The organism is Amycolatopsis sacchari, from assembly GCF_900114035.1.
In the GTDB taxonomy this organism is placed as follows: domain Bacteria; phylum Actinomycetota; class Actinomycetes; order Mycobacteriales; family Pseudonocardiaceae; genus Amycolatopsis_E; species Amycolatopsis_E sacchari.
This window is the reverse complement of the sequence record NZ_FORP01000013.1, coordinates 152950-174704: the sequence shown is the minus strand read 5'-3', so window position 1 is coordinate 174704 and position 21755 is coordinate 152950. Positions and strand designations below refer to the sequence as shown.

At 72.9% G+C, this 21755-nt stretch carries 16 protein-coding genes; 6 read left to right on the top strand and 10 right to left on the bottom strand.

Translation table 11 applies throughout. From position 1 onward, the window contains the following. Positions 1 to 2: 2 nt before the first annotated feature. The 8 genes from BMZ92_RS21975 to BMZ92_RS21940 form a co-directional block, all read right to left on the bottom strand. On the bottom strand, positions 3 to 2720 hold the full coding sequence (locus BMZ92_RS21975) for an ATP-binding protein (protein WP_218153524.1): 2718 nt from the start codon (positions 2718 to 2720) through the stop codon (positions 3 to 5). 121 nt (positions 2721 to 2841) lie between these two features. Next, positions 2842 to 3471 carry a TetR/AcrR family transcriptional regulator gene (locus BMZ92_RS21970; protein ID WP_091510740.1) on the bottom strand — a complete coding sequence of 210 codons (630 nt, stop codon included), beginning with the start codon at positions 3469 to 3471 and terminating at the stop codon, positions 2842 to 2844. A gap of 29 nt (positions 3472 to 3500) precedes the next feature. Further along, positions 3501 to 6161 (bottom strand): helix-turn-helix transcriptional regulator, encoded by a 2661-nt coding sequence (locus BMZ92_RS21965; protein ID WP_143249916.1) that lies wholly within the window; start codon positions 6159 to 6161, stop codon positions 3501 to 3503. Positions 6162 to 6307: 146 nt separating this feature from the next. Further along, positions 6308 to 7345 carry a PAS domain-containing sensor histidine kinase gene (locus BMZ92_RS21960; RefSeq protein WP_091510736.1) on the bottom strand — a complete coding sequence of 346 codons (1038 nt, stop codon included), beginning with the start codon at positions 7343 to 7345 and terminating at the stop codon, positions 6308 to 6310. 35 nt (positions 7346 to 7380) lie between these two features. Then, complete coding sequence (locus tag BMZ92_RS21955; RefSeq protein ID WP_091510734.1) at positions 7381 to 8610, bottom strand: cytochrome d ubiquinol oxidase subunit II; 1230 nt, start codon at positions 8608 to 8610, stop codon at positions 7381 to 7383. A gap of 4 nt (positions 8611 to 8614) precedes the next feature. Continuing rightward, positions 8615 to 9967, bottom strand: coding sequence for a cytochrome ubiquinol oxidase subunit I (locus BMZ92_RS21950; protein WP_091510733.1), 1353 nt, complete (start codon positions 9965 to 9967; stop codon positions 8615 to 8617). Then, positions 9964 to 12315, bottom strand: a complete 2352-nt coding sequence (locus BMZ92_RS21945; protein WP_091510730.1) for an FdhF/YdeP family oxidoreductase — start codon at positions 12313 to 12315, stop codon at positions 9964 to 9966. Before BMZ92_RS21945 ends, BMZ92_RS21950 begins: the two co-directional genes overlap by 4 nt. 175 nt (positions 12316 to 12490) lie before the next feature. Next, a complete protein-coding gene (locus tag BMZ92_RS21940) occupies positions 12491 to 13153 on the bottom strand; it encodes a FadR/GntR family transcriptional regulator (protein ID WP_245783191.1) in 663 nt (220 codons plus the stop codon). A gap of 150 nt (positions 13154 to 13303) precedes the next feature. Between BMZ92_RS21940 and BMZ92_RS21935 the strand changes: the two genes are divergently transcribed. The 4 genes from BMZ92_RS21935 (at position 13304) to BMZ92_RS21920 (ending at position 16683) form a co-directional block, all read left to right on the top strand. Then, positions 13304 to 14188, top strand: a complete 885-nt coding sequence (locus BMZ92_RS21935) for a fumarylacetoacetate hydrolase family protein (protein ID WP_091510728.1) — start codon at positions 13304 to 13306, stop codon at positions 14186 to 14188. Between the two features lie 16 nt (positions 14189 to 14204). Next, positions 14205 to 14966 (top strand): alpha/beta fold hydrolase, encoded by a 762-nt coding sequence (locus BMZ92_RS21930; protein WP_091510726.1) that lies wholly within the window; start codon positions 14205 to 14207, stop codon positions 14964 to 14966. 26 nt (positions 14967 to 14992) lie between these two features. Continuing rightward, positions 14993 to 16252 carry a metal-dependent hydrolase family protein gene (locus BMZ92_RS21925; RefSeq protein ID WP_091510723.1) on the top strand — a complete coding sequence of 420 codons (1260 nt, stop codon included), beginning with the start codon at positions 14993 to 14995 and terminating at the stop codon, positions 16250 to 16252. A 68-nt stretch (positions 16253 to 16320) separates the two neighbouring features. After that, a complete protein-coding gene (locus tag BMZ92_RS21920; RefSeq protein ID WP_091510720.1) occupies positions 16321 to 16683 on the top strand; it encodes a thioredoxin domain-containing protein in 363 nt (120 codons plus the stop codon). 28 nt (positions 16684 to 16711) lie between these two features. On the opposite strand, the gene BMZ92_RS21915 is transcribed toward BMZ92_RS21920, so the two are convergent. Together BMZ92_RS21915 and BMZ92_RS21910 are read right to left on the bottom strand one after the other, a co-directional pair. Next, positions 16712 to 17575 (bottom strand): amidohydrolase family protein, encoded by an 864-nt coding sequence (locus BMZ92_RS21915; protein ID WP_091510717.1) that lies wholly within the window; start codon positions 17573 to 17575, stop codon positions 16712 to 16714. 248 nt (positions 17576 to 17823) lie between these two features. Beyond that, on the bottom strand, positions 17824 to 18807 hold the full coding sequence (locus tag BMZ92_RS21910; protein WP_091510715.1) for a glycoside hydrolase family 3 N-terminal domain-containing protein: 984 nt from the start codon (positions 18805 to 18807) through the stop codon (positions 17824 to 17826). 115 nt (positions 18808 to 18922) lie between these two features. Here BMZ92_RS21910 and BMZ92_RS21905 point away from each other — a divergent pair, with 115 nt between their 5' ends. Together BMZ92_RS21905 and BMZ92_RS21900 are read left to right on the top strand one after the other, a co-directional pair. Further along, positions 18923 to 19987 (top strand): LacI family DNA-binding transcriptional regulator, encoded by a 1065-nt coding sequence (locus tag BMZ92_RS21905; RefSeq protein ID WP_218153522.1) that lies wholly within the window; start codon positions 18923 to 18925, stop codon positions 19985 to 19987. Between the two features lie 137 nt (positions 19988 to 20124). Then, positions 20125 to 21702, top strand: a complete 1578-nt coding sequence (locus BMZ92_RS21900; RefSeq protein ID WP_091510711.1) for a GMC family oxidoreductase — start codon at positions 20125 to 20127, stop codon at positions 21700 to 21702. The last annotated feature ends 53 nt before the right edge of the window (positions 21703 to 21755 follow it).

The window sequence follows — 21755 nt, the reverse complement described above, 5'->3', positions numbered from 1 at the left end:
GGTCAGCCCAGCCCCGTCCGGGCACTCAGCAGCCCGGCGAGCTGCACCCGCGACGTGACGCCCAGCTTGGGGAAGATCCGGTACAGGTGCGATTCGACCGTGCGGTGCGAGAGGTAGAGCCGGCCCGCGATCTCGCGGTTGGACAGCCCCTCGGCCACCATCTGCACGACCTGCAGCTCCTGCGCGGTGAGCAGCTCCAGCGCGTCCGGGGCGCGCTGCGAGCTCGTCTCCCCGGAGGCGCGCAGTTCCCGGCGGGCACGCTCGCCCCAGGGAACGGCACCCAGTGCGTCGAAGGTGTCCCTGGCGACGCGGAGCACACTCCGCGCTTCGGCGGGGCGGCGCCGTCGGCGGAGCCACCCGCCCAGCGCGAGCTGCAGCCTGGCCCGCAGGAACGGCCATCCCGCCAGGCCCTCGTCCAGGGTGCGCTCGAGGGCTTCCCCCAGCTCGTCGTCCCCGGCGGTGATGGCCCGTGCGTAGCGGATCAGCACGCCGAACCGGGGCGACGGCTCCCGCCCGCCCAGTGGTTCCAGTTCCCGCAGCAGCGCGACGGCTTCCTCGCGATGTCCACTGTAGACAGCCGCTTCGGCCAGATCCGCGATCGAGAACGCGCCGACCAGGTGGTGGTGCGCCGGGTCGCCGGGCTCGACCACGCGCCGCAGGTACTCGTAGGCCTCGGCGTGCCTGCTCTGCCCCAGCGCCGAGAGCGCGCGCACGTACTGGACGAGCGCGAGCATGCTGGCCACGGAGGCCGGCAACGCGACCCGTTCGACCGCGGCCGTCAGCTGCTCGGTCACGTCCGGCTGCCCGCGCAGGGCCGCGATCCCGGCCTTGGCCATCCGGGCACCCAGCGCGAACAGCGGCTGCGCCGTCTCGGCGGTGAGCCGCTCGGCCTCGTCGGCCGCCGGGACCGCGACCGCCAGATCCACGACCTCCACCGCCGTCCACGCCCTGGCCATCTGCACCTGGGCGAGCAAGCCGAGACTGCCCCGCTCGCGCAACTTCGCGGCGGCCGAGCCCAGCAGGGCCAGCGACCCGCCGTAGTCCCCCACCAGGGTCGCCGCGAGGCCCAGCAGGTGCAGGGAGCGGGGGTCCTCGTCCGCGCTTCCGCCGAGTTCTTCCAGGACGGCCGCACCCCGTTCGACGGGCGCCACGCACGCCCGGATGTGCGCCAGCCGGGGATCGTGACGAACGGCGGGCGGCAGCCGGTCGGCCGCGGCCAGGACCTCCCGGCCCGCACCGTGCCGGTCCAGACCACCCCAGTAGCAGCGCAATCCCGCGGACATCAGCAGGTTCAGCGCGAGATCGTGGTCGGCCACGGCGTCCGCCGTCGCGACGAGCTCGCGCACTCGCGCCGGGTCACCCGGTGGTCCGTCCTGGTAGGCGTCACCCAGCCACATCGACCGGGCCCGCTCCTGCTCGCCCAGCTCGAGCGCGTCGGCCTTCCGCACCAGGCGGAGCACCAGCTCCCGGCGGCCGAGCTCCGCCGCGCCCTCCGCGGCCTGGAGCAGCAGGGCGCCCCGGCGCTCCGGATCCGGGGACAGCTCCGCCGCTCGTTCGAACGCGGCGAGCGCGGTGACCGTGGCACCCCGCCGCCGTGCCCGGTGACCGGCCTCCGCCAGGCGGTCCGCGACGTCCGGGTCCGGGCCGAGCGCAGCCGCCGCCCGGTGCCAGACCTGCCGGTCCGGATCGGCGGCGAGGACCCGCGCGAGCGCCGAGTGCGCGGCGTGCCGTTCCGCCGCGCTCGCCGCCTGGTAGACGGCCGACCGCACGAGCGGGTGCCGGAACCGCACCCGGGACTCTTCGAGGGTGATGAGCTGGGCCGCCACCGCGGGTGCCAGGTCCGCCACGGACAGGGCACGGCCGGTGACGATCCGGCCGGCCTCGATCGTGGCGGACAGCAGCCCCTCGTCCTCGGCCGAAGCGATCCGCAACAGCGTCCGCGTCTCGGGCGGGAGTTCGTCGACCCGTGCGGCGAAGGCCTTTTCCAGCCGGGCGCTCAGCGGCAGGCGGGCGGGCAGCGGGTGCGGTCCCGGCGTCAGCGCCGAGGGCAGTTCGAGCAGCGCCAGGGGGTTGCCGTCGGCCTCGTCGAGGATCCTCGCCCGTGTCCCGGAATCCAGTGCGGGGTAGCGGGAATCGAGCAGGGACCGGGCCGACGCCTCGCTGAGCCTGCCGAGGTGCAGCTCGGGCAGACGCGTTTCCACGAGCGGGCTGTCGTACCCGTCGCGCACCGTTGCCAGCAGGAGGAGCGGCTCCGGCTCCGCCCGCCTGCCGACGAAGGCGAGGACCTCGGCGGTCGGGCGGTCGAGCCAGTGCGCGTCCTCGGCCAGCAGCACCAGCGGCGCCCGCGCGGCCGCCTCGCTCAGCAGCTCCAGCGTCGCGAGGCCGACGAGGAACAGTTCCGGCGCGGGTCCCTCCGCCAGGCCGAAGGCCACCCGCAGGGCGTCGCGCTGCGGCGGCGGGAGGTGGGCCGCGCGGGGGAAGACCGGCCGCAGCACCTGGTGCAGACCGGCGAACGGCAGCTGCGCCTCGGACTGCACCCCGGTGGTGCTCAACAGCTGCCGGTCCCCCTCGGCGGCGGCCTCCCGGGCCACCGACAGCAGGGCCGACTTGCCGATGCCCGCCTCCCCGGTCACCACCAGCGCGTGGCCTCGCCGGGGCAGCTCCCGCAGCAGGCCCACCACCAGCTCGACCTCACGTTCACGGCCGACCAGCAACGCCACGCGCCCACCTCCCCCGCCACCGGCGCTGTCCACATCGGACGCGATGAGCGCGCTCCCCGGCCGCCGTGATGTTAAGGGTCTTAACATTAGCCGCAGCGGATCCCGTGGCGCAATGACGCGATCAGGGCGCGATCGCCGGGGAGTCCAGGAGCGCGGCGATCGAGCGTGCGGCCAGCTCTTCCGCGTTCTCCCCGACGCCGACGGCCCGGAGCCTCCCCGTGATCCGCAGCAGCGCGGCGCCGTGCACCAGTGACCACATCGGACCGGCGACCGCGAGCGGGTCCTGCCGCCGGATCAGCTCAGCCGTCTGGCAGGCCTCGATCGCGCCGACCAGCGCCAGGAACGACCGCCGTCCGGCCGGACGGAGCTCACCGGCTCCGTGCTCGACGAACATCACCCGGTAGTAGTCCGGATGTGCGACGGCCCACCGGACGTAGCCGCGCGCCAGCGCGAGCAGCCGCTCACGAGGGTCCTGGTGGCCTCCCGCGATCCGGTCGAGCTTCGTGCTCAGGAGACCGAAACCGTGGTCGGCCACCTCGGCGAGCAGGGCGTCCTTGTGGGCGAAATGCCGGTACGGCGCGGCGGCGCTCACCCCGGCCCGTTTCGCGGCCTCCGTCATGGTGAAGCCCTGCGGCCCCTTTTCCGAGACCAGCTCCAGCGCGGCGGCGATCATGGCCCGCCTGAGGTCTCCGTGGTGGTAGGACCCGGCCGGCTCGTCACCGCGAGGAGTTGCGGGACCACCGCGTGCCATGCGGGCGATCCTAGCCCGGCCCCGCCGTCTCAAGCCCGGTCCCGGCAGGCGAGTGCGTCCCGCAGCCCCGCGCGGGTGGTCACCCCGAGCTTGGGGAAGGCCCGGTACAGGTGCCCGCTGACGGTCCGGGCGGACAGGAACAGCCGCTCCGCGATCTGCTTGTTCGTCAGCCCCGCCGCCGCCAGCTGGGCGATCTGGAGCTGCTGCGTGGTGAGGGTGGCGGGTCCGGCCGGGCGGTCCGGCCCGAGGCCGGCGGCACGCAGTTCCGCGCGGGCGCGGTCGGCCCACGGCACCGCCCCGAGGCGGGTGAACGTGTCGAGCGCGGCGGTGAGCGGAACGCGGGAGCGGGGGCCGGCACGCAGCCGCCGCAGGCGCCGGCCGTAGGCCAGCTGGACCCGCCCGTGCTCGAACGGCGAGCGGTCCGCGCCGGGCAGCGCGAGCGCCCGCTCGAACAGGTCCTCCACCTGGTCGTCGGGGGCGGTCATCGCGGCGGCTCCGGCCACCTGGAAGGCCAGCCGCGGCGACAGCCCGGCGACCCCTGCGGCCCGCAGTACGCCGGCCTCGGCCGCCGCCACCTCGGTGCCACCGGTCTGCAGGGCCGCCTCGACCACGAGCAGCGCGGCCGCCGTCGCCGTCGGTACGTCGGCGGCGGGGTCACCCGCCTGCCTGGCCGCTGTGGCGTACCGGAGTGCGTCCGCGTGGTTGCCCGCGCCCAGTTCGGCCAGCGCCCGGGTGTGGAGGGCCTTGCGGCGCACGCCTTCCGCACCCCGCCGGGCCGCCCAGGTGACCATCCCGTCGGTCAGCGCCTTCGTCGTCGCCGGATCACCTCGTGCGGCGGACACCAGCGCGCGCAGGTGGTGGAACCGCCAGGCCAGGTGCGGATGACCGATCCGGCCGCACAACTCGAGCCCGCGGTCGGCGTGCTGCCCGGTCTCGTCCCAGTTCCCGGCGGTGAACGCTTCCAGGCCGAGGAAGTACCACGCCCGGGCGGCCGGGGGTGACGCGTCTTCCCGCGCGATCCGGTGCAGGAGGTGCCGGATCGGCCCGGTCCGGTCGAAATCTCCGGCGGCGGGGCACAGCCGCATTACCAGCAGGGGGTCGGCGTCGTGCTCGCAGAGCGCGGCGACGGCCGAGTCGAGGCGGTCCGGGGCCGGCTCGGCCAGGACGCCGTCCTGGGGCGAGGCGAGCGGGTACCGGGTCAGCCGGTCCCGGTACGCCCCCCACGGTTCCGGCCCGCCGCACAGCCGGGACAGCTCGCCGAGCACGCCCAGCGCGTGGGTCGTGGCGAGCGCACCGGCCCCGGGCGCGGCCGCGTCGATCTCGCCGAGCAGCATCCGATGGGCGACCGCCACGTCGCCCTCGTCGAGGACGAGCAGTGTCGCCGCCGTCGCCGCGGCGTAGAGCCGTCCGGCCGCGTCCGGTCCCGCCTGCCGGGCCTCGGCGAGCAGCGTCCGCCCCCATTCGGCCTGGCCGGTCTGGTCGGCGTTGAGCCACGCGGCCTTCGCCAGGCGACGGCCCCGGTCCGCGCGGACCGGGCTCAGCCGGCCGGCCCGCACCAGCGCGTCGGCGGCCCGCCCGGTCTCGCCCCGGCCCAGGTGCCGCTGCGCGGCCTGCTCCAGCAGCGCGGCCACCGGCCCGTCGGGTCCGACCGCCGCCAGCCCGAGGTGCCAGGCACGGCGTTCCAGCCGGTCCCGCGTCGCGCGTGCGAGTGCCCGGTGCGCGGCCCGGCGCTGCTCGGGCGACGCCGCCCCGACGACGGCCGACCGGGTGAGCGGGTACCGGAAGGTGACCACTCCCCTGTGCTCGTCCACGTCGATCAGCCCGGCCCGTTCCGCGGCGGCGAGGTCGTCGTGGGCGGCCGGGCCGAGCGCGGCGCGGACGGCCCGCAGGTCACCCTCGGTGTCCAAAGCGGACAGCAGCACGGCGCGCCGCGTCCGCGGCGACGACGGGATGTCCGCGGCGAAGGCCTCGTGCAGGCGGGCGGGCAGGGGTATCGGCTCGCCGATTCCTCGGCTCCCCTCACCCAGGACCGGGGGCAGTTCCAGCAGTGCCAACGGGTTTCCCCGCGCCAGGTCCAGCACGGTGGTCCGGACCATGGGGTGCAGTGCCGGGAACCGCGCCCGCAGCAGGGTCGCCGCCGCGACGTGGTCCAGTGGGGCGAGCGGCAGCCGCGGCAGCCCGCAGGACGCGAACGTGCCGCCCTGATACGGCCGGGTCGCGACGAGAAGCCCGATCCGGGTGCCGGAAAGGCGCCGGCTGACGAACGCCAGCACGGCGGCGCTCGCTTCGTCCAGCCAGTGCGCGTCGTCGATGAGCAGGAGGAGCGCGCGAGTGGCGGCGGCCCGCCGGAGGATCGCGAGAACCGCGTGCGCGACGGCCGGTACAGATGGGACCGGTCCATCCGCGAGGCCCAACGCGACCCGCAGCGGCAGGAGCAGCTGACCGAGCGCGGAGAACGGCAGCGCTGTCTCGGCCCCCACACCGGTCGCGCGCAGCACGGTTGTCCCGCTCGCGCTCATCTCGGCCAAGCGCAACAGGGAACTCTTGCCGCTGCCCGGTTCTCCGGTCAGCACCAGTGCGCCGCCGTCGGCGTCCGCGGCACGCAGGAAAGCGAGCAGCCGGCGCTGCTCGTCCTCGCGGCCGACCAGACCCGTGCGGCCGCCGGAACGCGGCGCCTCCACCGGGTTCACGGCCGCGCCCTCCCGGGCCGGAAAATCAGGGCAGTCCGCACCGCCTGTTCGTACCGCGCCCGCGGTGGCCCCCACACCCGTGCGGCCACTGCAACCGCTTCCGTCTCCTCGGATCCCGCATCAGTGGTCCCACTGAAACCGGTCGCTCAGAGCGGCACCTCCGCGTGGACGACGGTGCCCCGCCCCGGCGGGGACTCCAGCCGGAACTTCCCGTCGAGCGCCAGCACCCGGTCGGCGAGACCGAGGAGACCGGTGCCCGTGTCGCCGACGGCCGCGCCGCCCACCCCGTCGTCGGCGACCTCGACGACCAGGGTCCCGTCCTGTACCGCGAGGTCGATGGTGACCTCGGTGGCCGCCGAGTGCTTGATGGCGTTCGTGAGCGCTTCGGACACCAGGAAGTAGACGTTGGCCTCGACGATCTCGGCCGGGCGCGCGGGGATCGAGCAGCGCACCGACACCGGCAGCGGGCTGCGTGCGGCGAGCGATTCCACCGCCGCGGCCAGGCCGCGTGAGCTGAGGATGGCCGGGTGGATCCCCGCCGCGACCGCGCGCACGTCCTCGATCGCCGCCTCGGCCTCGGAGACCGCGTCGTCAGCGAGGCCGGACAGGTGCTCCGGCAGCTCCTCCTTGAGCAGATGCAGGTGGATGAGCAGCGCCACGAGCCGCTGCTGGACGCCGTCGTGCAGGTCCCGTGCGGTCTGCCGCCGGATCCACACCGTCGTCTCCATGGTGCGGCGCTGGGCGGCGCGGGCCTCCTCCGCGCGGATCCGCTCGGCCTCGTGCTCCCGCAGGGCCCGTTCGGCCGCGCGGTGCCGGGTCATGTCCGTGAACGCCACCACCACGCCCCGGCCGTCCTCCAGCGCCAGGGGTGCCGACCACCAGGAGACCGGGAACATCGTGCCGTCCCGGCGGATGAGCCAGTCGTCGTCCGAATGGGCCGGCGAACCGGTGAAGCGCGGCGACAGCATGCTGCACTCCTCGGCCGGGTACGGCTCCCCGGTCACCCGCTTGTAGTGCATCGTGTGATGACTCGACTTGCCCTTCAGCTGGGCGAGGTCGTCGTAGCCGACGGTACGGACAGCCGTCGGGTTGGCGTAGAGGATCCGGCCCGACTGGTCGCACACCCAGACCGGCTGCGGGACGCACTCGAGGATCGAGGCGAGCAACTGTTCGGCGGAAGGCACGTGCCCAGTCTGTGGCCGCGGCGCGGCGGGGGCGATCAGTCATCTGACTCGTTCACCGCGTCCCCGCGCCCGGCGAGCCCGGCCGGATCGACCGCGGTGAACCCGGCGATCGCGGCACCGGACAGCAGGAGCACACCGGCCGCGTGTGCGGCGGGGGCGTCCGCGATGGTCAGCAGCACGAAGCCCGCGACCAGGCAGGCGGCGGCCACCGGGGCGGCCGGGAGGCGGCGGGACCGGGAAACCGGTGCCGGTGCCACCGCGGCGCCGGGAGCCCGCCCGGGATCGAACCGGCCGGACAGGCTCAGCCGGAACAGGTAGCCCAGCGCGGGCAGCACGATGAGCGCACCGGCCACCGTCGCGACGACCAGGCAGACCAGCGTCCGCGTGTCCGCGGCGGCCATCCGCAGGGTCAGGCCGGGCAGCAGGAACGGCCGCTGCGCCACCGCCCAGCCCGCCACCAGTGCCGCGACCGCCGTGGCCGCGGCGAGCCGCGCGACCCCGAAGGACCGGCGGGCCACCAGCGCCAGCGACACGACACCGGCCGCGCCGGACACCACCACCGCCACCACGCCCCAGCCCGTGACGAGCCCCAGGAAGATCCGGTGGGCGTCGTGGTCGACCACGACCAGCCCGCCGATCGCCACGGCCCCGCACAGCGCGCCCGAGATCAGCGCCCGCAGCCGGAACGCGCGCTCCAGCTCGGCCGCCCGCAGCCGCCGGGCGTCGGCCGCCAGGTACACCGCGCCGAGGAAGGCGCTGGTGAGCACGGCCAGGCCACCGGCGAGCACCGAGGTCGGGTTCACCCACGAACCGACGAGGTCCCCACCCGAGGTGCCCACGGGGACGCGCCCGGAGGCCAGGGCGCCGATGACCGCGCCCAGCATGAACGGGGAGACGAGGCAGGCAAGGGCGAACGCGTTCTCGACGAGCGGCACGGGTCTGCCGATCGCCGTCTGCATCGCGTAGGTCAGCCCGCGCAGCACGATGCCCAGCGCCGCCAGCCCCAGTGGCACCGACAGCGTGGCCGACACCGAGCCGATGACGGTGGGGTACGCCGTCCACAGGACTGTGACGACGAAGATGAGCCAGACGTGGTTGGCCTCCCACACCGGTGCGTTGGCCTGGTGCGCGTGCTCGCGGATCCGGTCCGCGGCCGGACCCCGGCCGGCGAGCAGCTGCCACAGCCCGGCGCCGAAGTCCGCGCCGCCGAGGACGGTGTAGAGCACCAGGCCGATGAGCGCGAAAAGCAGGGGTAGCACCGCCATCGGATCACGCTCCTCCTGGTTGGCGCACCGACGGCGCGTCCGGAATGGACAGTGCGGGCAGCGGGGCACGAGCGAGGACCCGCAGCACCCAGATCAGCCCGGCGATCAGCAACGCGTACACCGCGGCGAGTGCGCCGTAGCCGAACGGGACCGTCGTGGCACCGGTGACGGCGTCCTCGGTCCGCATGACGCCGTACACCACCCAGGGCTGCCGGCCGACCTCCGTGGTGACCCAGCCCGCGATCAGCGCCACGTAGGCCACCGGAGCGCTGACCACCGCGGCCCGGTAGAACCAGCGCGTCTCCGGCAACCGCCGCGACCGCCGGACCAGGACGAGGAAGACCACCCCCAGCAGGGCCCGCAGCGTGCCACCGCCGACCATGGTCTGGAAGGCGTACCGCACGACGTTCACCGGCGGCTGGTCCGACAGCGGCACCGAGTCCAGGCCGGTGACGGTCGCGCCGGGATCGTGGAACGCCAGCAGTGACAGCAGGCGGGGGATCTCGATGCCCCAGATGACGTGCCCGTCGGTGTAGTAACCCAGCAGGTGCTCCGGAGCCCCGGCCGTGGTCGTGCCGAGCCCTTCGATCGCGGCCAGCTTGACCGGTTGCTGGACGGCCACGTCGCGGGCCACCCAGTCGCCCACCAGCACCTGCAGGGGTGCGGTGACCGCCGCGGCGGTGAACGGGATGGCGAACGCGGTGCGGTGGTAGCGGTCCCATCGGCCGCGCAGGCGCGCGAACGCGTAGGGCGCCGCGACGGCGAACCCGGCGACCAGGTACCCGGCGAGGTACATGTGCACGAACTCGTGCCAGAAGTACGAGTTGCCGAACAACGCGGTCAACGGCTGCACGTCCACCACGCGCCCGTTCTCGATCCGGAACCCCTGCGGGTGGTTCAGCCACCCGTTCACGGCGATGACCATGAACGATCCGGTCAGCCCGCTGAGGACGACCGGGATGCCCGACGCGAAGTGCAGCCGCGGGGACAGGCGGTCCCAGCCGTAGGCGTAGATCCCGAGGAAGATGGCCTCGACGAAGAACGAGAAGCCCTCGATCGCGAACGCCAGCCCGAACACGCTGCCGAAGGTCGCGGTGAACGACGGCCACAGCAGGCCCATCTCGAAGCTGAGCACGGTCCCGGTGACCACGCCCGCCGCGAACAGCGCCACCATCACCTTCGTCCAGCGCCGGGCGAGTACCCGGCACACCGCGTCCCCGGTGCGCAGATAACGCCACTCCGCCCACAGGACCATCGCCGGGAACGCGATACCGAAGCACACCAACGGGATGTGGACCGTGAACGAGAGCGCCTGGAGCTGCCGGGCCTGGTCCAGGTACTCGGGCCCGGGGATCACGACGCGCTCCCGGCAGGCACGACCTCGACGACCACGTGCTTCATCAGCGGCTGGTCGCTCTGGCTGCTGTAGTCGCCGAGGGCGCACAACACGTTCAGCTCCGGCATGTACCCGGCCACGCTGCCGCGCGGCAGGTCGTACGCCACCGCCCGGTACCCGTACACCGACCGGGTGCTGCCGTCCCTGGCGAAGCTGGTGATGTCGATCAGGTCGAACTCGCCCAGCCCCCGCTCGGCCATGTCCTCGGCGTTCATGAACAGCAGCGTCCGCAGGTTGCGCACGCCGCGGTACCGGTCGTTGTCCGAGTAGATCGTGGTGTTCCACTGGTCGTGGGAGCGCATCGTCGACAGCATCAGGCGCCCGGGCGGCAGCACGACGTCCGGCAGCGGTGCGGCGTGGAACCCGGCGCGCCCGCTCGGCGTCTGGAACACCCGCTCCCGCGCGGGCTGGCGGATGCGGAAACCGAGGGGACGGCGGACCCGGCGGTTGAAGTCCTCGAAGCCGAAGAGGACCTTCGCCATGGTGTCGCGGATCCGGTCGTAGTCCTCGACGTAGTACTCCCACGGGGTGGCGGAGTCCGGCAGCGTGGCACGGGCCATCCCGGCGAGGATCGCGCATTCGGACTTGAGGTGCGGCGAAGGCGGCGTGCGCTTGCCGTAGGAGAGGTGGACCATGCTCATCGAGTCCTCGACGGTGACGCCCTGCTCGCCGGCGCGCTGCACATCCCGTTCGGTCCGGCCGAGGCACGGCAGGATCAGTGCCCGCTTCCCGTGCACGAGGTGGCTGCGGTTGAGCTTCGTGCTGACCTGCACCGTCAGCTCGGTGTTGCGCAGCGCCGCGAACGTGGTGGCGGTGTCGGGCGCCGCCAGCGCGAAGTTCCCGCCCAGCGCGACGAAAACCTTGACCCGGCCGGCCAGCATGCCCTGGATGGTGCCGACGGTGTCCAGACCGTGTTCGCGGGGCGACCGGATCCCGCACACCTCGTCCAGCCGGGCCAGGAAGTCCTCCCCCGGCCGGTGGTCGATCCCGCAGGTGCGGTTGCCCTGCACGTTGCTGTGCCCGCGCACGGGTGACACGCCCGCCCCTTCACGCCCGAGATTTCCCTTGAGCAGCAACAGGTTGACGATTTCGCGCACGGTGTCGCAGCCGTGTTCCTGCTGTGTGACCCCGAGGCACCAGGCGATGATCGTGCGGTGCGCGGCCACGTAGCGCCGCGCCAGATCACGCATCTGCCGCTCGGGCACGCCCGACTGCCGGACCAGCTCGGACCACGCCGTGGCCCGCACGGCTTCGCGGTAGCGGTCGAAGCCCTCCGTGTACCGCTCGATGAACTGCTCGTCGAGCGCCCCCGGATCGGTTTCGGCGTGCTCCAGCACCGCCTTCGCCACGCCGCGCAGCAGTGCCAGGTCGCCGCCGATGCGGGGCTGCACGTTCATCGTGCCGGTCCGGGTGGCGTGGAACGTGCCCATCGCCAGGAACTCGTGCGGCACGATCGTGCGCCGGGAAGCCGCCTCCACCAAGGGGTTGACGTGCACGATCTGCGCGCCGCGCCGGTGCGCCCCGGCGAGCGTGGTCAGCATCCGCGGCGCGTTCGAAGCGGCGTTCACCCCCATCACGACGATCAGGTCCGCCAGGTCCCAGTCGTCGATGTCGCACGTGCCCTTGCCGGTGCCGAGCGCCGCGGTCAGCGCCCGGCCGGAAGCCTCGTGGCACATGTTCGAGCAGTCCGGCAGGTTGTTCGTGCCGAACTCGCGCACCCACAGCTGGTAGAGGAACGTGGCCTCGTTGGACAGCCGGCCCGAGGTGTAGAACGACGCCTCGTGCGGGCTGTCCAGCCCGCGGAGGGTGGACCCGACGAGCTCGAAGGCGTCGTCCCACGAGATCGGGACGTAACGGTCGGTCGCGGGATCGTAGGTCAGGGGCTCGGTCAGCCTGCCCTGGTCCTCCAGCGCGAAATCGGTCCACTCCGCGAGCTCGCTCACGGTGTGCCGGGCGAAGAAGGACCGGTCCACCCGCTTGCGGGTCATCTCCCACGTGACGTGCTTGATCCCGTTTTCGCAGATGTCCAGGTGCAGGCCGTGCCGGTCGTCGGGCCAGGCGCAGCCGGGGCAGTCGAAACCGCCGTTCTCGTGGTTCATCCGGAGGATCGCGCGGGGCGCGGCCACGTACTCCCCCGATTTGGCGACCACGTTGAGGACGCTGCGGGCGGCGCCCCACCCGGCCGCCGGCGCGGAATCGTCCTTCTGCGAGAACGGCTCGTCGCGGTTGGGACCCCGCCCGCGCGCCGGTTCGCCAGGCGCGCCGCGGCCGAGTTCGTCCCCACGAAGAGCGTCCGGTTCCAGCGTCATGGTCTCGTCCCCTCTGTGTCACGCATGGGAAGTCCGCCCCCTCGATCCTCGAAGCGAGCAGGTGCGGACGCCATTACGCGCGCCCCACAGCGGTGCGTGGGGTTATCCCCACACGCGACGACGGAACCGGCGCTCGGCCGTCCTCAGTGGACTGGAAACCTTCGCCGCACGCGGCTCACTGACGGCCGAGGAGCGAGTCGGCGACGTGCTGGAGGTGCTTCCGCATCTCCTCGCCCGCGCCGTCCGGGTCGCGGTCGCACAGCGCCTCGACGATCCCGGTGTGTTCCCGGTGGTAGCAGCGGCGCAGTTCCGGGGTGGAGGTGCGGCGCTTGAGGCTGCCCCACACGGGCAGCGACCGGGCCGTGTTCATCACGTCGAACATGCTCATCAGCAGCCCGTTGTGCGCGGCCGTGGCGATGGACCGGTGGAGCCTGGCGTCCCAGCGCTCGAAACCGTCGAAATCGTCGCAGGCGCCGCCCGCGGCGAGGCATTCCCTGATCCGGTCGAGGTCGGCCTGCGTGGCCACCCTGGCCGCGAGCGTCGCCACCTGCGGTTCCAGCAGCTGGCGCACCTGCATGATCTCGGCCGGGCTCGTGTCCGCGGGCGCGCCGTCGAGCTGCCGCGACGCCTGCTCGGTGAGGAACGTGCCCCGGCCGACGTGCCGGACGACCAGCCCCTCCCGTTCGAGGGCCTCCAGTGCGCGGCGGACCGCGCTGCGGGGGGCGCCGAGCCGGCCCACCAGGTCCCGCTCGGTGGGCAGTTTGCCCCCCGGAACGAGGGTCCCTTCCGCGGTCCCCGCGCTCACCAGCGCGCGCAGCGCCTGCTCCACCGTCGTCACCGGCACACTGTACCGCACCGCTATTTGACCAATCGAGACCAATTGGTGCGGCAGCAACCTTTTTCTTCGCAGCTCTAGCCTCGCGACCACTTGTTCGCGTAGGGTCCTGGTGGTCAGATTGGTAATTATTGGTTAAGATTGGTTCAGCATATGAAGCTGGTGACCTTCGCCGCCGGGGACGCACCCCGGGTCGGCGTCGCCGATCCGGAGGCCGGCCTGGTGCGGGACGCGGGCGGCCTGCTCCCCGCGGGGACCGGCCTGCTCGACGTGATCGAGCGGTGGGACGAGCTGGGCCCGGTGCTCGCCGCCGGGGCGGCGGACCTGCCCGCGGTGCCGCTGGAGTCGGTGCGGCTGCTGGCCCCCATCCCGGTGCCGCGGCGGGACGTGTTCTGCGTGGGCAAGAACTACCGCGAGCACGCGGCGGAGTTCGGGCGCAGCGGGTACGACTCCCCGAGCCGCTCCGAGGAGCTGCCGGACAAGCCGATCTTCTTCACCAAGGCCACCACCGCGGTGATCGGACCGGACGCCGAGATCGACCCCCACCACGGCGTGACGAGCGAGCTCGACTACGAGGGCGAGCTGGCGGTGATCATCGGCCCCGGCGGGCGCGGGATCAGCCGGGAAAACGCTTACCAGCACGTGTGGGGCTACACGATCCTCAACGACGTCACCGCCCGCGACCTCCAGCGCGACCACAAGCAGTGGGTACTGGGCAAGTCGCTGGACACCCACTGCCCGATGGGGCCCTACGCGGTGACCGCCGACGAGGTCGCCGACGTGGCCGGGCTCGAACTGGAGACCACGGTCAACGGCGAGAACCGGCAGCTCGCGCTGGTGAAGGACCTGATCTTCGACATCCCCGACCTGATCTCGACGCTGTCGGCCGGGATCACCCTGCTGCCCGGCGACGTGCTCGCCACCGGCACCCCGGTCGGGGTCGGCATCGGCTTCACCCCACCGAAGTTCCTGCGCAGCGGCGACGTCGTCGAGGTGGCGGTCACCGGGCTCGGCGTCCTGCGCAACCGCGTCGCCTGACCAGCAAGGAGAAGCAATGCGAATCAACGGTAAGGACCTGGCCGTGGAGGTCGAGGGCGAGGGCCCGGCGGTGCTGTTCGTGCACGGCCTCGGCGGCACCTCGAACTTCTACCAGATCCAGGCCGGCGCGCTCGCGGCCACGCACCGCGTGATCCGCGTCGATTCCGCGGGCGCGGGCCGCTCCGGCCTCGCCGACGGCATCAGCGTGGAGTCCCACGCCGACGACCTCGCCGGGGTGCTCGACGCCCTCGGTGCCGAATCCGCCGCGGTGGTCGCCCATTCCATGGGGACACTCGTCGCGCGGGTCTTCGCGAACACCTACCCCGGCCGGATCACCGCACTCGCCCTGCTGGGCGCGGTGCGCGAACCGGCCGAGGCCGGGCGCCAGGCCCAGCGCGACCGGGCGGCCGTGCTGCGGGAAAAGGGCACCGCCGCGGTCGCGCCCGGGGTGGTCGCGAACGCGCTGTCCGAGACCACGCGGCGGGACAAGCCCGAGGTGGCCGCCTTCGTCCGGGAACTGGTGATGCGCCAGGACGCCGAAGGCTACGCCCGCAACTGCGAAGCGCTCGCCGCCGCCACCGACCCCGGTCCGGTCGACCCGGCGCTCCCGCTGCTCCTGCTCACCGGCGACCAGGACAAGGTGGGGCCGCCCGAGGCCAGTCACGAACTGGCGGACGCCCACGGGAACGCGACCGTCGACGTCCTGCCCGGCGTGGGGCACTGGACCGCGCTCGAAGCCGCCGACGCCGTCACCGAGCACCTGCGGAAGTTCCTGTAACAACCTCAACGAGGAGGAGGGCACCGATGCCCACGACCACCAGCAAGATCCTGTTCCGCGACGTGCGCATCCTCGACTCCACCGGCGCGGAGCCCTATCCCGGCGACGTGCTGGTCGAGGACGACCGCATCGCCGCGGTCGGCACGGTCGAGGCGGCCAGGGCCGAGGGCGCGCGCGTCGTCGAGGGACGCGGCCGGACGCTGATGTCGGGCCTGTGCGACGCGCACACGCACCTGTCCTGGAACAACTCGGCGGACCTCGAAGGGCTCGGCAACACCCCGGTCGAGGAGCACCTGCTGTTCTGCCTGGAGTCCGCGCGCACCTACCTCGACTCCGGCTACACCATGTGCCTCGGCGCGGCGTCGGCGAAGGAACGGCTAGACGTCGTCACCCGCGACGCCATCGACTCCGGCCGCTTCCCCGGGCCGCGTTACCTCGCGAACGGGCCCGAGATCGCCGTGACCGGCGGCGCGATCGTCAAGTCCATCACCAAGTTCGCCGACGGGCCGGAGGGCATGCGCAAGGCCGTGCGGGAGCTGGTGGCGATCGGCGTGGACCAGATCAAGCTGTCCATGACCGGGGAGGAGTTCACCGGCGACCTGCACGCAAACGACACCTTCTTCTCGGAGGAGGAGCTGGCGGCCGCGGCGGCGGAGGCGCACCGGTTCAACAAGCGGGTGTGCGCGCACGCGCGGAGCGCGGAAAGCGTGAAGATGTGCGTGCGCAACAAGGTGGAGATCATCTACCACGCCAGCTTCACCGACGCCGAGGGCATGGACCTGCTGGAGGCCAACAAGGACTGGGTGTTCGTGGCGCCGGCGATCAACTGGCTGATCGCGACCCTGTACGAGGCCGAGTCCTTCGGTTACCCGCAGGAGGCCGCGGAGGCGGCGGGCTACAAGATCGAACTGGACGCCGCCGTCGAGGGCCTGCGGGAGATGCACCGGCGCGGGATCCGGGTGCTGCCCGGCGGGGACTACGGGTTCGCGTGGACCCCGCACGGCACCTACGCCCGGGATCTGGCGCACTTCGTCGACCTGCTCGGCTTCACGCCCATGGAGGCGATCATCGCCGCCACCGCACAGGGCGGCGAGATCATGATGCGCCCGCACGAGCTGGGCAAGGTCCAGCCCGGCTACCTGGCCGACCTGCTGCTGGTCGACGGCGACCCGCTCGCCGACATCACGATCCTCCAGGACCAGACCCGGCTGAACTACATCATGAAGGACGGCCGGTTCCACAAGGAGGCCAGCGAAGCGCCGGCCAGCCTGCCGCAGCCCGTCTGACAGGTGCACGGGGTGCGGGGCCACCGTCTGAGTCCCGCACCCCTTTTCGCCCAGCATCGAGGAAACCCATGGCCTTGTTCGTCTGCCGCACCTGTCCCCGCTACGACAGCGCGGCCACCGGCACCTTCTGCCACGCCCTCCGCGCGGCCTTCGAGCGGAACGCGGGCACCGCACCCGGCGACGTGCGGTACGTGCAGTGCCTCGGCGGCTGCCCGGACGACGGCGTCGCCGCCGTCGACGGCCCTGGCAAGGCGCGGGTCCGCTTCACCGGCCTCACCGCCGACGACGCCGATGTACTGGCCGAGGCGGCCCGCGCCCACGACGCCTGCCTGACCGGCGCCCCGGGCGACTGGGAAATCCCCGCCGCGCTGCAGGACCGCATCAGCTCCATCACCCTCAAACGGCGGCCCACCGGCCCTCCCGGCGACTGAGCCGGGCGGCCTCGGCACCACCGCCGGGTCAGTCGCACCAGTACAGGGACGTCGGCGTGTCCGCCAGCACGCGTTCGCGGTCCGCCTCGTCCGGCAGCCAGACCGCCAGCCGGTCGAGCAGTGCCGCGTCGTCGGGCAGGGTCTCGCCCCGCAGGAACGCGACCGGGTGCGGCCAGTCGGTACCCCACACCACCCGCTCGGGAACACGGCGGCACACGGTCGCGGCGAAAGTGTCCACATCGGAGTATGTCGGCGGCCCGGTCACCGAGGAGAGGTAGAAGCCGGAGATCTTCACGTAGACGTGGCCGCGCTCCGCGAGCCGGAAGAGGGTGTGGGCGGTGGCGCTGTCCGCACCCGCCGGCTGGGGCGTCCACCCGAGGTGGTCGATGACCACGCGGCACGGCAGCGCGGCGACGACGTCCTCCCACCGGGGCAGGACCTCCTCACCGGAACCGGCGACGAGCTGCATCACCCAGCCGCGATCGGCCACCTTGCGCGCGAGGACGCGCAACTCGTCGGCCGTGGGAACGCGGTTCTTCGTGAGGTACACCCGAACACCGCGAACACCCGCGGCGTGCAGGTCCCACAGTTCCGCGAGATCCACGTCGGGGTCGACGATGACCACGCCCCGGGTGACGTCCGGCCCCAGCTCCGCGATCGACTCCAGCACGTTGAGGTGGTCGGTGCCGTAGTTCGACGGCGCGACGACGACCGACCGCGACAAGCCGAGCCACGTGCGGAACGACCGGTAGTCCTCGGCGGTGGCCTGCGGCGGTTTCGGTCCGCTGCCGGGAAAGCGGTCGTCGAAGATGTGGTGGTGGGTGTCGGTGGCCAGCGGCCCGGCGCGCAGTGCGGGCGGGGCCGTCTGGGTGGTGTAGGGGACCCCGGTCATGCCCTCACCGGTCCGCGGCGCGGTCGATGTGCCAGATCTCGTCGAGCATCCGGGAGCACTGCCGCGCCGAAACCGACCACCGGGCGCACCGTGCACCTCGCGGACCAGCTCCGCGCCGGAGGCGAGACGAACGGTGCGAGGGGACGTGCTGCGTGGTCACCGTCGTCATCGGCGTGACCTTCCCTCCGGTGTCAGTGGAAGCGCCACGCTACTTTTGCTATAGCACCGTGTCAAGAAGTGGCTTAATCTCACGCCGCGCGCGGGATGGCGGCACGAGTCCGGCCCGCGGCCTCGGCCAGGCGGGCGGCGAAGGTGCTGTCGGCTTCCGCGCGCGCGGCGATCCCGGCGAGTTCCGGTCCACCCGGGAGCAGCAGCAGGTCCACTCCCGCGTCGACGGCGGCAAGCGTGGTGTCGAGCAGGCCGCGGCCGTGCGTCGTGCTCGGGGTGTCCAGGTCGTCGCTGACGACGAGGCCGTCGAAACCCAGCTCCTCACGCAGTTCCCGCACGATCACGGGCGAGGTCGACGCCGGTTCGGCCGGATCGCTCGCCGCCACGACGACCGGGCCGGTCATGATCCCGCGCAGTCCTGCCGTGATGGCGCGGCGGAACGGCGTGTCCGCCACGCGCTCGCCGGTGGACGTCACGTCGTGCAGTGCGGGGTCCGCCGCGAGCTCCGGATGGCCGGGGAAGTGCTTGGCCACCGCGAGCACACCCGCACTCTCCACACCGGACACGAACGCGGCGCCGATGCGCGCCACTTCCTCCTCGTCGAACGGCAGCGTCCTGCCCTCCAGCCAGGAGTTGGCACCGGAAAGGACGTCCAGGACCGGCGCCAGGAACATGTTCACGCCGAGGGCGCGGGCGGCCCGGCCGACCGCGGCGGCGGCCGTGGCGATCTCCTCGTCGGGCAGCCCACGCAGCGAATCCGCAGCAGGAAACGCGGGAACCAGGTCGTGGAGCCGCGCGATGCCCCACGGTTCCTGGTCCACCGCGACGAGCACCGGCGCACCGGCCTCCGCTTCGACCGCCGCGACGAACTTCCGGAAGTCCTCCGCGGTCTCCTCCGCGCGCCGTTGGGGCGTCATCTCCCGCGCCACGTACTCCTCGCGGGTTTCGCCGATCAGCACCGACCGGGTGCCCCGCCGCAGCAGGTCCCGCAGCCAGGGCCCGACCGCCAGTTCACCCGCCACGGGCAGCAGGACGGTGTGCGCGTCTCGTTCGTGCGCGGTCATGGCCGCCTCTTCCCCAAGGGTTGGTTATACGATTAACTAGACGGCAGCGTACGCACGGATCCTTTGCCCCGCAAGCACAGCGGTAAGCTGACGGCCGGCACGAAGGGGAGCAGGCGTGACAGTCACGATGAACGACATCGCGCGAGCGGCGGGGGTCTCCCAGGCAGCCGTGTCCTACGCGTACAACCAGCCGCACAAGCTGTCGGCGGCGCGGCGCGAGCACATCCTCACGGTCGCGGCCGAACTCGGCTACGCCGGGCCGAACCCCGCCGGGCGCACCCTGCGCACCGGGCGCGTCGGCGCGATCGGCCTGCTGATCACCGACACCCTGGGGTACGCCTTCGACGACCCCGCGGCGGTGCAGCTGCTCAAGGGCATCTCCGAGGTCGGCGAGTTCGCGGAGGTCGCCCTCACCCTGCTCCCCTGCCCGCTGGAATCGCCCCGCCTCACCGAAGGCGGCGGCGTCCTGGTCCGCGGCGCGGTGGACGGGTTCCTCGCCTACGCCATGCCGGACGGGCATCCCGGCATGGCGACCGTCGTGGCGCGCGGCCTGCCGATCGTGGTGATCGACGGCTCCGATCTCGGGCACCTCCCCCGGGTCGGCATCCCGGACCGGAAGGCGGCGCGCGAGATCGCCGCACACGTCCTCGGCCTCGGCCACCGGCGCGTCGGCGTCCTCGTCGACCGCCTGGTGCCGGACGGCGCCGCGGGCCCGGTCACCCCGGCCCGCGAACGCGCGGCACGCGACCTGGTGAACAAGGAACGCTTGGCGGGCTATCGCTCGGCCTTCCGCTCAGCCGGGGTCAGCCGGCGGGAGACGACCGTGATCGAGGCGGGCGGCTTCGACTACGCGGCCTCCCGCGCGGCAGCCGCCGCGCTGCTGCGGGACCGGTCGCTGACCGCGGTGCTCGCCGCGACCGACGTGCTCGCCCTCGCGACGATCGACGCGGCCACCGAGCTCGGCCTGCGGGTCCCCCGCGACCTGTCCGTCACCGGGTTCGACGACATCGCCGAGGCGGCCAAAGCGGATCTCACCACGGTCCGGCAACCCCTCGTCGAGAAGGGACGTCAGGCCGCACGGCTGCTGCTCGACGTCATCGCGGGCGAGCAGGCCACCGCGGTCACGCTTCCCACCGAACTCGTGGTCCGCGGCAGCACAGCGCCTCCGCGACGCCGCTGAGTGATACGAATAACCCGCGACGCCACAAGGTGTGCAGCCGCGCCGCCGATCATTGCACACCTCGTGCCTCCCGCCCCTCGGCCTCGTCTCCTTACGCTGCGGACGACACACCACGACCATCCACTGAGGAGAGCCGAATGACCGAAACCTACGACTACGTCGTGGTCGGAGCGGGATCGGCCGGGTGCGCACTCGCGGCACGGTTGTCGGAGAACCCGGACGTCACCGTCGCGCTGGTGGAGGCGGGACCGATGCCTGCCGGGCGGTTGTTCGAGATCCCCGCCCTGTTCTCCCAGCAGCTCAAGACGTTCTACGACTGGGATTTCGAGACCGAGCCCGAACCGCACCTCGGCGGCCGCCGCGCCTACCTGCCACGCGGGCGCGTCGTCGGCGGGACGAGCTCGATGAACACGATGCTGTACGTGCGCGGTCACCGCTACGACTACGACACGTGGGAACGGCTCGGCAACAAGGGCTGGGCCTACGAGGACGTGCTCCCGTTCTTCAAGAAGTCCGAGGACAACCAGCGCGGCGCCGACGAGTTCCACGGCGTGGGCGGTCCGCTGACCGTCAGCGATCCCGTGTCCGTCCACCCGCTGCTCACGGCGTGGGTGGAGGCCGCCCAGAACGCCGGCCACGCCCCGAATTCCGACTTCAACGGCGCCGAGCAGGAAGGGGTCGGCTACTACCAGGTGACCCAGCGCGGCGGGCTCCGGTGCAGCAGCGCCGTGGCGTTCCTCGGCCCGGCCGCCGGACGTCCGAACCTGACCGTGCTGCCGTCCACACTCGCCTTGCGGGTGCACTTCGACGGCGACCGCGCGACCGGACTCGACGTCGACCACGCCGGCACGGTCCGGCGGATCGGGATCGACCGCGAGGTCGTGCTGTCGCTCGGTGCGTACAACTCGCCGCACCTGCTGCTGCAGTCGGGAGTCGGCCCGGCGGACGAACTGCGTGCCGCGGGTGTCGCGCCCCGGCACGACCTCCCCGACGTCGGCCGGAACATGCAGGACCACGCGGGCTGTTTCCTCAGCTTCTTCAGCAGCACTCCCCCGGTGCTCGGCCCGGACACCTCCGCGGAGGAGCGGCGGCTGCGGGAGGAGGGCACCGGCCCGATGGCCTGGACCGAGGTCGGTGGCTTCCTGCGGTCCGGCGACGACCTGCCCGCCCCGGACATCCAGGTGCACGCCGCGCTGGGCATCGTCCGGGACCAGGGGCTCGCCGCCCCGCTGGAACCCGGTATGTCCTTCGGGCCCTACGTGGCGCGTCCCGCCAGCCGGGGCAGCGTGACGCTGCGCCACTCGCACCCGTACGCCAAGCCTAGGATCCGCCACAACTACCTCGCCGACCCCGACGACCGGGCGCGGCTGCGGGAAGGCGTGCGGATGTGCCTCGAGATCGCCCGCCAGGCTCCCTTGACCGACCTCGTCGACGGGAACCTGAAGACGGCGGCCGAGGCCGGTCTCGCCCCGCGGTCCGACCGCGACGCCGACATCGACGAGTACATCGCGAGCCAGGCGTTTTCGTTCTACCACCCGTCCGGCACCTGCATGATGGGCAAGGTCGTCGACTCCCGCCTGCGGGTCCAAGGCCTGGAGAACGTGCGCGTGGCGGACACGTCGATCATGCCGACGCTGGTCACCGGCAACACCAACGCGCCCGCGATCATGATCGGCGAACGGGCCGCGTCGTTCATCCTCGAAGCTGTTTCCTAAGCGGCGGAGCCGCTTGCTCCCGCGCCGTCGACCGGCACCGCCACCCGCACCGC